Genomic DNA, 12187 nt, shown 5'->3' with positions numbered 1-12187 from the left:
TTACATTCCCATTGGGCCACTACGGCGACGGTTATTACTACTATTTGCTGATGCAGCAGAAGTATCGGCACTATCTGCAATGACAACTTGGTCACCTTGTTTTAAGCCCGCAAGAACTTGTGCATTTACACGATTATTAATGCCGACCAAAATTTGAGTCGGTTTGGCTGTACCATCGGCTTGTAAAATACGTACTACGCTTAGCGTTGCTTTCCCTTGTTCAACCAGTTGTTTTTGTTCAGTAGTTAAATTTAAGCGTTCTAAACGAGCACCATTACCTTGATTTTTGCGTTCTGTACTTGGCGTAGAACTTGCTTTCTCAGATGACTGACCTGATTTTCTTTGACCAGAAAATTGTTTACTACTTAAAGCAGAAGATGGAACTAATAAAGCATTTTTAGCTGAATTTAATACGATATAAACTTGTGCGGTCATATCAATACGCAATTTACCATCAGTATTTGGCACATCGAATAACGCATTATAGTAAACAGCCGAACTGGTGGTTGAGCTTGTTGTACTGGTCGATTCGCTCGAAATTGAGTCAGGAGCAGGCTCAATCTGACGTAATGTTGCATAACGCTTGGTTTCATCACCTAGAGTTGTAAAGTAGACCTGTTGCCCTTTTTCAACTTTCATAATGTCAGCTTCACTGACTTGTGCCTTAATCGTCATATTTTGTAATTTTGCAATTTTGACAATTGTTGGCGCGCTTTGGTTTGCGTTTACGGTTTGACCTTCTTCAGTCACAATCGCGACAACCGTACCATCAGTTGGAGCAACAATACGTGTATAACCAATATTGGTTTGAGCCGTAGATTTTGTCACTTTGGCAGATTCGATTTGTGCATCTAATGCTTTAATTTGCGCCTGAGCTGTTTTATAGCTTGCCTCAGCCGATTCTAAATCTGCACGCGGCGTTGCATCTTGGGCATACATTTGTTGCTGACGGCGGTATTCAAGTTGTTTCTCATTTAAAGATGCAACTTGTTGAAGACGCTGCGCTTCTAAATTTTTAATGTTTGCATCAGAGGTTTTTAGACTGTTTTCTTGTGTTGTTGAGTCAATTTGCGCGATGAGTTGACCTTGCTTAACTTGATCGCCCAACTGTACATACATCTTTTTAACCTGACCAGATACCTGCGCACCAACACTAATGAGCTTGGTTGCATCAAGTGTACCTGTGGCAAGTACATTATTTTCAATATCCCCACGCGTCACCTCAGCAGTAATATATTGAGGCTGCTGCTGTTTAGGTTTCAAAAACTTCCAAGCTAATACAGCAATAATTGCTATACAGACAATGATAATAACGAGTTTGATTGGCTTTATTTTTGGCATGATGAGAGGTCGAAAAGTTTAAAATTTAATTTAGTATAAAAGCGAAATGAGGATAAAACGTGAATTTTTATGATAATTCAAGAATGAAGAAAAATGATTCCGCCGAATTATTGTATAAATAGCGTTTTCCCACATAATTCAGCAATAGCCTGCTGCATTAAATGTTGGGCATTTTCATTCGACATACCTTTAATTGCTGCATCAACTTGCAATAGAAGGGTAGACCAGCCTAAAAATTGTTGAGGATTTAATCTTCTTAACGCTTGTTGATATAAGCTGACTTTTGTTTTCCAGATACCGAGCTGTAAGGCATTATGAGGCTGTTCAAATAATTGCATTAGTAAGCGCATTTCTTTACTTAACGTCCATAAAATCAGACTTTCTGGTTCGCCAGCCGCAATTAAATATTGAAAAATTTTAATGGATTGAGCGAGATTACCTTCTAATAAGGCATCGCTTAAATCGTAAGTGGTATAACGGGACTGATCTTGTAAACAAGCATATAACTGTTCAATTTGAATCAGTTGTTGGTCTGGAAAAGTGTCTCTTACACGCATCAAGCTATTTTTAGCTGCGAGCAAATTATGCTCATGATGCTGCATGAGCCACTGCCATGCGTCATTATCGAGTTGAATCTCAAGTTTTTCTGCTTCAGCAGATAAAATTCTTTGGCGGTCTTGCGGATAGTTTGCGGTTAAGGCAACGACAACGCCATTTGCTTCAACAACTTGGAAAAAAGCAGACTTTAAACTACTACTATCTTGCTTAGGTAAAACAATTAAAAGTAGGTTAGTTTCATTATGCTGAATATAACTTTTAAGCTGTTTTAATCCATTTGCATCAGGTTTTATATTGCCATGAACTTCAATGGCGAGCTGCTGAGAAAATAAAGATAAGCTGTTAAGCGCATTAAAAACATTTTTCCAGTCGCTCACGCTACTAATATCGTAGCGCTGTCTTTCAACTTCTTGTTGTTGCCAACTTTTACGAAAAGCATCTAATAAATTTTGTTCCAGCAAAGGTTCTTGGCCGTGTAAAATCCACGCACCCCTTGCTTCCGGAATGCGTTTTAAGGCTTGTAAATAGTCAATTTTCATTGCTGGTAAAAATAAAGATTAAGGCTGAGCTTTTGGTAAACGGTTTGCTGAAATCTGACGAGTAATTTGCTGTGCAATGTCATCAATCACAATACGCTGCAAATAAGATTCTTGCTGATTTTCGGTGTTAACCGTTGCAAGATCATATTGATAACTACGAGATGCAGTTAATGAACGTGGTTCAGTAATTTTGTTACCCTGACGGTCTTCAATTTGGAAGGTTACAGTTAAACGTAATAATACTTCCGTTAGTTTTCCATTTAACAGCTGACGACGTGGGGTGTACTCCAAAACACGAAGTACATAGGCATCATTATCATTGCTGAATTGAACACCATTTGCAGCCAAATATACTTTTAACTGCGTTTCCAAATCATCAGTTTTAGCCGGTAACTCAAGGCTTAACTTTTTATAAACAAGTGGAGTTGCAGTCGGGTTAGATCCTTTTAAATGAAATCCACACCCGACTAAGCCTGCACTAAGGCCTAAGGTCAAAACAACAGCGGCTAAACGTTTGGCAAAGTGCATGCTTGATCCTCTCATTAATAACTTTAATTAAACCACGAGGTTAACTAATTTATTTGGAACCACAATTTCTTTCTTTGTTGGTCCTGTTAAGAATTGTTGAACTTCTGGAAGGGCTTTAGCTTGAGCTAATAGATCTTCTTTAGAAATATCAACAGAAACTTCAAGTTTACCGCGAAGTTTACCGTTAACCTGTACAACAATCGTTTGCGTGTTACGAGTTAATGCAGAAGCATCGACTTCAGGGAATGTTGCTTCTGTTACATCCGTACCAAACTGAGCCAATAATGTTTGACTTAAATGTGGTGCAAATGGAGCAAGTAACGTTAACAATGTGGTGATCGCTTCACGTTCTACAGCAACGTCGTTGTCATCTTTTGCTTCGAACTTATTGCTTGCATTTAACAATTCCATCAAAGCAGCAATCGCAGTATTGAATGCATGACGACGTTCGATATCATCACTTACTTTTTGAATAGTTTCGTGTGTTTTACGACGTAAATCTTGAGCGTCTTTAGACAGGTTAGCTGTATCGATTGTAGAAGCTGAGTTGCCTTTTTCAAGGAAGCTAGCTACAAGGCGCCATACACGTTTCAAGAAACGGTTTGCACCTTCAACACCTGCATCAGACCATTCTAAAGATTGATCTGGTGGAGCAGCAAACATCATGAATACACGTGCTGTATCTGCGCCGTATTGATCAATAATCGCTTGTGGGTCAATACCGTTATTTTTCGACTTAGACATTTTTTCTTGTCCGCCGATAATCACTTCTTGACCGTCACCTGAATATTTCGCAGAAATGATGCGACCTTTTTCGTCACGCTCTAATTCGATGTCCGCAGGGTTGAACCAAGTTTTCTTACCATTTTCTGCTTCACGATAGAATGTATCTGCAAGCACCATGCCTTGAGTTAACAAGTTGGTAAATGGTTCATTACCTTGTACCACACCTTCATCACGCATTAATTTGTGGAAGAAACGTGCATAAAGTAAGTGAAGAATCGCGTGCTCAACACCACCAATGTATTGGTTTACAGGAAGCCAGTTTTGAGCTGCTTCAGGTTTAACCATACCACCAGTAAAGTCTGGAGATGCATAGCGTGCGTAGTACCAAGATGACTCTACAAATGTATCTAAAGTATCTGTTTCACGGCGTGCATCACCACCACAGCAAGGACATTTAGTTTCATAGAATTCAGGCATTTTATTTAATGGGTTACCTGAACCATCTGGAACAACGTCAGTTGGTAATACAACCGGAAGCTGGTCTTCTGGAACTGTGACTTGACCACAAGTATCACAGTTAATCATTGGAATTGGACAACCCCAGTAACGTTGACGAGAAACACCCCAGTCACGTAAACGGAATTGAACTTTAGAGTTTGCTAAACCTTGTGGTTCTAATTTTGCAAGGAATGCATCGAAAGCAGCTTGGAATTCTAAACCGTCAAACTCACCAGAGTTAACAAGTTTACCTTCTTTTGAGCCATACCATTCTTGCCATTCAGTTGCAGAGTAATCTGCATCATCAGTACCTTTTGCATCAATTACTTGCTTAATTGGCAAGTTGAACTTGTTAGCAAATTCAAAATCACGTTCGTCATGTGCCGGTACAGCCATGACTGCGCCAGAACCATAAGACATTAATACGTAGTTTGCGATCCAAACAGGAAGCTCTTCACCAGTTACAGGGTGTTTTACAAACAAACCTGTCGCCATACCTTTTTTCTCAGCTGTTGCCAAGTCTGCTTCTGCAACTGAACCCATGCGACATTCTTCAATAAATGCAGCCAATTCAGGGTTATTTTCAGCAGCTTTAAGCGCAAGAGGGTGTTCTGCTGCAACAGCAACATAAGTCACGCCCATAAGCGTATCAGCACGTGTTGTATAAACAGTTAAGCCATCAGCATAAATTTCGGTATTGGCAGATGGGAAAGTAATTTCCATGCCTGTAGAGCGACCAATCCAGTTACGTTGCATGGTCAACACTTGTTGAGGCCAGCCGTCTTGTAGGGTGTCAAGGTCGTCTAGTAATTCTTGTGCATAGTCCGTAATACGGAAGTAGTACATTGGAATATCGCGTTTTTCGACCAATGCACCTGAGCGCCAGCCACGACCATTTTCAACTTGCTCGTTTGCTAAAACTGTTTGATCAACCGGATCCCAGTTTACTGTTGAAAGCTTGCGGTAGATGAGGCCTTTTTTATAAAGCTGAACAAATAACCATTGTTCCCAGTGATAATACTCTGGTGTACAAGTTGCAAATTCGCGATCCCAGTCTACAGATAGACCTAATTTTTTTAATTGATCACGCATGTAGGCAATGTTTTCAAATGTCCATTTTGCCGGAGCAACTTTATGGGCAATTGCAGCGTTTTCCGCAGGTAAACCGAATGCATCCCAACCCATCGGTTGTAATACGGTTTCACCTTTTAAACGGTAAAAACGGCTAATCACATCACCAATTGTATAGTTACGCACATGCCCCATATGCAGCTTGCCACTTGGGTAAGGAAACATTGACAGGATGTAGCGATGTTTACCTTCGACAGTGTCGGCAACTTTAAAGACTTTACGATTTTCCCAATCTTGTTGAACTGATGGTTCAATCGTGTTTGCTTGATATTCGGGGTCAATGTGAGAAATAGTCATAGACGTAAGCTATACAACAAAAATTGATATTAAAGATTGTTGCACAGCATAGCGCAAAATCGACAAAAATGCAGTTTTGGGATGGATTTATTTTCCGTTAAAAATTAAACAGGAATAAACCTCAAAAAAGTGGGGCAGACATAAAAAAAGAAAAGTGGAAAAATCAAATAAGATGAAAAAATAGTCAGTTAAAAAATAATCATAGAAAAGTGTTTCTTTAATCTTGACTTTAGTGAATTAAACAACAAAAATGCTTCCTTTAGTTTTATATGCGATTATTTGATCACCCTTCGAATAACCGTCATGTTTTGTAATAGACATTCTCTCTAGCCGAGAGATTGATTTTACTTAAAGTATGTATATCCAGACATGCTTTATTAATGTTAAAAAAGCTTATACGGCTGAAAAACAGAAATTTTTCTATTGCAACGAAAACTAGACAATATGTGTGCTATAACAGTGCAGACAATTCAATGAATGAAACACTATTTGTGCCTTCCATAAATAGTGATAAAGATTTTAGGGTGAATCACGTTGGAACTTTTATCTGGTGGTGAAATGCTCGTTCGTGCTCTTGCGGACGAAGGCGTTGAACATGTTTTCGGTTATCCAGGCGGCGCTGTATTACATATTTATGATGCGCTATTTCAACAAGACAAAATTAATCATTACCTCGTACGTCATGAACAAGCTGCTGGCCATATGGCAGATGCTTACTCGCGTGCTACAGGTAAGACTGGCGTAGTACTGGTCACTTCTGGACCTGGCGCAACTAATACAGTAACTCCAATTGCAACAGCTTATATGGACTCAATCCCAATGGTGATTTTGTCTGGCCAGGTTGCATCACATCTTATTGGTGAAGACGCTTTCCAAGAAACTGACATGGTAGGTATTTCACGTCCGATCGTGAAACACAGTTTCCAAGTTCGTCACGCAAGTGAAATTCCTGCAATTATCAAAAAAGCATTTTATATCGCATCAAGTGGTCGTCCTGGCCCTGTTGTTGTCGATATTCCTAAAGATGCGACAAATCCTGCAGAAAAATTTGCGTACGAATATCCTGAAAAAGTGAAGATGCGTTCTTATCAGCCACCTTCACGTGGTCATTCTGGTCAAATTCGTAAAGCGATTGATGAGCTTTTAAGTGCCAAACGTCCTGTAATTTATACGGGTGGTGGTGTTGTTCAAGGTAATGCATCAGCATTATTGACTGAACTTGCTCATTTACTCGGTTACCCAGTGACTAACACACTGATGGGCCTTGGTGGCTTCCCTGGCGATGATCCACAGTTCATTGGCATGTTAGGTATGCATGGGACTTATGAAGCAAATATGACTATGCATAATGCTGATGTCATTCTTGCGGTAGGTGCTCGTTTTGATGACCGAGTAACCAATAACCCTGCAAAATTCTGTTTGAATGCCAAAGTTATTCATATTGATATTGATCCGGCGAGCATTTCAAAAACAATTATGGCGCACATTCCAATTGTAGGGGCAGTTGAGCCTGTACTTCAGGAAATGTTGACGCAATTGAAACAATTGAATGTGTCTAAGCCAAACCCAGAAGCAATCGCTGCATGGTGGGATCAAATTAATGAATGGCGTAAAGTTCATGGTTTGAAATTCGAAACACCGACTGATGGCACAATGAAGCCACAGCAAGTTGTTGAAGCTTTATATAAAGCAACAAATGGTGATGCCATCATTACTTCGGACGTTGGTCAACACCAAATGTTTGGTGCGTTGTACTACAAGTACAAACGTCCTCGTCAATGGATTAACTCAGGCGGATTGGGCACCATGGGCGTAGGTTTGCCTTACGCAATGGCTGCGAAGCTTGCTTTCCCTGATCAACAAGTGGTTTGTATTACTGGTGAAGCTTCAATACAAATGTGTATTCAAGAGCTTTCAACCTGTAAGCAATACGGTATGAACGTGAAGATCTTATGCTTGAATAACCGTGCTTTAGGTATGGTTAAACAGTGGCAAGATATGAACTACGAAGGCCGTCACTCAAGCTCATATGTTGAATCATTGCCTGATTTTGGCAAATTGATGGAAGCTTATGGTCATGTAGGTATTCAGATTGATCATGCTGATGAACTAGAGTCAAAGCTTGCTGAAGCAATGGCTATTAATGATAAGTGTGTATTCATTAACGTCATGGTTGATCGCACGGAACATGTTTATCCAATGCTGATCGCAGGTCAGTCTATGAAGGATATGTGGTTAGGTAAAGGGGAGCGTACGTAATGAGACATATTATTTCTGTACTCGTTGAAAACGAAGCTGGTGCGCTTTCTCGTTTGGTGGGTTTATTCAGTCAACGTAACTACAACATTGAGACGTTGAATGTAGCTCCAACCGAAGACCCTACGTTATCACGTTTGACGTTAACCACTTATGGTGATGACCATAAGATTGAACAGATTACAAAGCAGCTCAACAAACTTGTTGAAGTTGTAAAAGTAGTAGATTTATCAGAAGGTTCGCATATTGAGCGTGAACTGATGTTGATTAAAGTAAAAGCGTTAGGTGCTTCACGTGCTGAAATTAAGCGTACAGCGGATATTTTCCGTGCGCAAATTGTAGATGTGACACCAACTACCTATACCATTCAAATAGCAGGGACAACTGAAAAATTAGATGGTTTTATCGATGCACTTGCAGAAAACACTATTCTAGAAGTCGTTCGTTCAGGTGTATCTGGTATCGCCCGTGGCGAAAAAGTATTAGCCATTTAATTTTTTAAAAAGTATTTTAGCGGAGAACACAAATGCAAATTTTTTACGATAAAGACTGTGACTTATCAATCATCCAAGGCAAGAAAGTAGCGATTATTGGTTACGGTTCTCAAGGTCATGCTCATGCACTTAACCTTAAAGACTCAGGCGTAGACGTAACTGTAGGTTTACGCGCAGATTCAGCTTCTTGGAAGAAAGCTGAAAATGCTGGTCTTAAAGTTGCAGAAGTTCCTGCTGCAGTTAAGCAAGCTGACCTCGTAATGATTTTGACTCCAGATGAATTCCAATCACAACTTTACCGTGACGTGATTGAGCCAAACATCAAAGAAGGTGCAACTCTTGCATTTGCTCATGGTTTCTCAATTCTTTATAACCAAGTTGTTCCACGTAAAGATTTAGACGTAATCATGGTTGCTCCTAAAGCACCAGGTCACACAGTTCGTTCTGAATACCAACGTGGTTCAGGTGTTCCTGATCTTATCGCAATTCACCAAGATGCTTCTGGTAATGCACGTAACGTTGCTCTTTCTTATGCTTCTGGCGTAGGTGGCGGCCGTACAGGTATTATCGAAACTTCATTCCGTGAAGAAACTGAAACTGACTTATTTGGTGAGCAGGCAGTTCTTTGTGGTGGTGCAGTTGAATTAGTGAAAATGGGCTTCGAAACTCTAGTTGAAGCTGGTTATGCACCTGAAATGGCTTACTTCGAATGTTTACACGAACTTAAATTGATCGTTGACTTAATGTTCGAAGGCGGTATCGCTGACATGAACTACTCAGTATCTAACAATGCTGAGTACGGTGAATATGTAACTGGTACTGAAGTAATTAACGAACAGTCTCGCGAAGCGATGCGTAATGCATTGAAACGTATTCAATCTGGTGAATACGCTAAGATGTTCATTCAAGAAGGTGCGTTAAACTACCCATCTATGACTGCTCGTCGTCGTCAAAATGCTGCACATGGTATTGAAGTAACTGGTAATAAGTTACGCGCGATGATGCCATGGATTCAAGCAAAAAAAATCGTAGATAAAGAGAAAAACTAAGTTTTTTCTTGAGCTTGAAACGCGCGTTAGCGAAGTAAAACTTCGCTCTTGCGCTCGGGTAGAGCAATGCTCTACTAGTCCTCGTTCATACCATGGATTCAAGCAAACAAAATTGTAGACAAAGAAAAGAACTAATTTTCTTTATCTAACGCTTTAAAAGAACCCTGCTCTAAGCAGGGTTCTTTATTTATACTATTTTATTTGAATGTGAAAATTGCGATTAGGTCAACTTGATTAGATTAAATAAATTCTATATTTTTCATATAATTGGCTGCTTAATTTTTATTTACTTTATTGATTTATAAAGTAAAAAATACTTGACCAAAAGATAGATAATGTTATTGTTTATAACTGACTGAATAAGTCAAATTTACTAAAATTTCTTTAACATATTTAATTGTAGTATTTTGGGCAATGAGTTGAACAAAATAAAAAAAAGTATTGAATAATCATGGAAGTCCAATATGGGTCATGTTGATTACGATAGCACATTGATCGTCGGCTCTTTTATTGCAGCTGGCTTCATTTGTTATATTGTAATTTCCATGGAGCAGCTAATATTCAAGCAAGCCTATAAGAAATTTGAGTCCTTAATTTTATTGATTAATGGATTGCTACTCGCATTAGCAATTAGCATTGTCCATATTATTGGTATACAAGCTTATCATCTGTTTGATACAGCTAACTCTAATCTTCCTTTAATCGCTGTTTCTTGTGCCGTTAGTGCATTGTTATCTTGCATCGCAATGTGGTTGACTTCGCGTTTTACGCTTCCTTTATTTAGACTCATTTTGAGTTCGATTATGATGGGAATCGGAATTTCAGCTTCATATTACATTAGCATGTTGGGCTGGAATATTAATGTTTATAAAAAAGATTACACGTCGTTCCTACTCTTATTTTCTGTATTAATTGCGATGAGCGGTTCAGGGCTGGCATTTTTATTAGCCTATAAATTAAAAGATACTGAACGATATCGCTTAACTTTAAAAATCGCATTTTCGGTGATGATGACTTTAAGTATTATGGGGATGCACTATACCGCTCTTATTGCGACGAATATTACTGATAAATTTATTAGCCAATATCAGGCTGAACATGACTTATTACTATTTACGATTATCCTAGTCACCTGTTTGGTACTCGTAGCAAGTTTTATTGTTGCAATGTTAGAGCAGCGTCTCACGCAACAAAATTTAGAATTGCGCAAGGCAAATAAAGAATTAGCTAACCTATCTATACAAGACAATTTAACTAAGCTACCCAATCGCCTTTATTTGGTTGATTATGCAGAGGTATTGCTGTCAGATCATCGATATAAAGATCAGAAAATTGCTTTTTTATATATTGATTTAGACCGTTTTAAATCGGTAAATGATGCATTTGGGCATCATGTGGGTGATCAACTACTGATTCAAATGGCAAACCGTTTACATTGGCAACTCAATGAGAAATGTAAACTACTTAGAATTGGTGGCGATGAGTTTTTGCTTATTGCGGAAAATACCAATGCGGATGAAGCAGTTGTTTTGGCGGAGAAAGTTTTACAGCTGATTCAGGAGAGTTATCAAATTTCAGGTAAAGAAATTAACATCTCTGCGAGTTTAGGGGTGGCACTATTTCCTGAGCATGGACAAAATGTTCAGGACTTACTCATGAACGCTGATGCCGCGATGCTCATGTCTAAAGAGCAAGGCCGAAATACTTACACCATCTTTAGTTACTCAACCCATCAGCAAGAAACAAGAAGTCAGTCAAAACTGATCAATGACCTTTATAAAGCCGTAGAAGAAAAACAGTTCATCTTATATTACCAACCAAAATTTAATACGAATCTTGAAGTGTGTGGTGTGGAAGCATTAATCCGTTGGAATCATCCAGCTCTAGGCATACTCACACCGCATATGTTCATAGAAGGTGCCGAAAAAACGGGTTTAATCATTCCAATGGGGTATTGGGCTCTTGAGCAAGCCTGCTTGCAAATTCAGGAGTGGGAGCGCAGTAATACGCCATTTTATCCCGTCGCAGTAAACTTATCTGCACTACAATTTGAAAATAAAAAATTATTTAGTACGCTTGAAGCATTGTTGAAAAAATATCAAATTCAACCCCATCATTTAATTGTCGAGATTACTGAATCAACAGCAATGCGACACATTGATTTAAGTATTCGAGCTTGTGAGCGACTACGTGATATGGGCATTCGTGTAGCAATCGACGATTTTGGAACAGGTCATTCGAGTTTCTTGTATTTAAAAGATTTACCTGTAGATGAATTGAAAATCGACCGCGGCTTTATTGTTGATTTAAAGCCAGGCTCTAAAGAAGAAGTCATTTTAGAAAGTATTATACATTTAGCTAAAAAGTTAGGTTTAACCGTAACAGCGGAAGGGGTAGAAACTCAACAACAGGTTGAGATTTTAACGCGTTTAGGTTGTCAGCAGTTTCAGGGTTATCTATTAGGTATGCCTGTTCAAGTCGATCAACTCATTGAGTCTCAAGGCGCTCATTTCGCTTAATCATTCCCATATTGATCTTAAAAATTATATCTACTATTTAAATTTTCTTTAAATAACAATTAATTAAAATCATATTAATTCTCAAAAGATACTCTTATCTTCGTCATAATTAATATGTAATATTTTGACGTTTGGCTGAAAATTTTATATATAATAATTTATAAATATATACTACAAGTATAAAGTAATACTAATAAATTAATAGTTATAGTCTAGAAAATACAAGATTTTAAATCGATTATTATAAGGTA

8 protein-coding genes are annotated in these 12187 nt (G+C 38.6%); 4 read left to right on the top strand and 4 right to left on the bottom strand.

The window, feature by feature from the left end:
* The 4 genes from HLV59_RS15795 to leuS form a co-directional block, all read right to left on the bottom strand.
* A complete protein-coding gene (locus tag HLV59_RS15795; protein WP_016144326.1) occupies positions 1–1341 on the bottom strand; it encodes a MacA family efflux pump subunit in 1341 nt (446 codons plus the stop codon).
* A gap of 107 nt (positions 1342–1448) precedes the next feature.
* Positions 1449–2438 carry a DNA polymerase III subunit delta gene (holA, locus tag HLV59_RS15790; protein ID WP_002114918.1) on the bottom strand — a complete coding sequence of 330 codons (990 nt, stop codon included), beginning with the start codon at positions 2436–2438 and terminating at the stop codon, positions 1449–1451.
* A gap of 18 nt (positions 2439–2456) precedes the next feature.
* Complete coding sequence (locus HLV59_RS15785; protein ID WP_016144327.1) at positions 2457–2966, bottom strand: LPS-assembly lipoprotein LptE; 510 nt, start codon at positions 2964–2966, stop codon at positions 2457–2459.
* Positions 2967–2993: 27 nt separating this feature from the next.
* Entirely contained in the window at positions 2994–5618 is a 2625-nt protein-coding gene (gene leuS / locus HLV59_RS15780; RefSeq protein WP_171430349.1) for a leucine--tRNA ligase, read from the bottom strand.
* A 534-nt stretch (positions 5619–6152) separates the two neighbouring features.
* Here leuS and HLV59_RS15775 point away from each other — a divergent pair.
* From HLV59_RS15775 to HLV59_RS15760, 4 genes are all read left to right on the top strand, one after another.
* Positions 6153–7877, top strand: a complete 1725-nt coding sequence (locus HLV59_RS15775; protein ID WP_016142213.1) for an acetolactate synthase 3 large subunit — start codon at positions 6153–6155, stop codon at positions 7875–7877.
* The gene (gene ilvN / locus HLV59_RS15770; protein ID WP_001215920.1) at positions 7877–8368 is read left to right on the top strand and encodes an acetolactate synthase small subunit; all 492 of its coding nucleotides are present in this window, start codon (positions 7877–7879) and stop codon (positions 8366–8368) included. Before HLV59_RS15775 ends, ilvN begins: the two co-directional genes overlap by 1 nt.
* Before the next feature lie 32 nt (positions 8369–8400).
* Positions 8401–9417 (top strand): ketol-acid reductoisomerase, encoded by a 1017-nt coding sequence (ilvC, locus tag HLV59_RS15765; RefSeq protein WP_171430348.1) that lies wholly within the window; start codon positions 8401–8403, stop codon positions 9415–9417.
* Between the two features lie 464 nt (positions 9418–9881).
* On the top strand, positions 9882–11936 hold the full coding sequence (locus HLV59_RS15760) for a putative bifunctional diguanylate cyclase/phosphodiesterase (protein ID WP_171430347.1): 2055 nt from the start codon (positions 9882–9884) through the stop codon (positions 11934–11936).
* Positions 11937–12187: the final 251 nt, after the last annotated feature.

Source organism: Acinetobacter lactucae (genome assembly GCF_013122135.1).
GTDB lineage: Bacteria > Pseudomonadota > Gammaproteobacteria > Pseudomonadales > Moraxellaceae > Acinetobacter > Acinetobacter lactucae.
Note: the sequence above shows the minus strand (reverse complement) of the source record. Positions and strands in the feature narration are given on the sequence as shown.

Bases quoted from the DNA above. Each gene is read 5' to 3' on its own strand.
- HLV59_RS15795 (WP_016144326.1), bottom strand. From the start codon at position 1,341: ATGCCAAAAATAAAGCCAATCAAACTCGTTATTATCATTGTCTGTATA.
- holA (WP_002114918.1), bottom strand. From the start codon at position 2,438: ATGAAAATTGACTATTTACAAGCCTTAAAACGCATTCCGGAAGCAAGG.
- HLV59_RS15785 (WP_016144327.1), bottom strand. From the start codon at position 2,966: ATGCACTTTGCCAAACGTTTAGCCGCTGTTGTTTTGACCTTAGGCCTT.
- leuS (WP_171430349.1), bottom strand. From the start codon at position 5,618: ATGACTATTTCTCACATTGACCCCGAATATCAAGCAAACACGATTGAA.
- ilvN (WP_001215920.1), top strand. From the start codon at position 7,877: ATGAGACATATTATTTCTGTACTCGTTGAAAACGAAGCTGGTGCGCTT.
- ilvC (WP_171430348.1), top strand. From the start codon at position 8,401: ATGCAAATTTTTTACGATAAAGACTGTGACTTATCAATCATCCAAGGC.
- HLV59_RS15760 (WP_171430347.1), top strand. From the start codon at position 9,882: ATGGGTCATGTTGATTACGATAGCACATTGATCGTCGGCTCTTTTATT.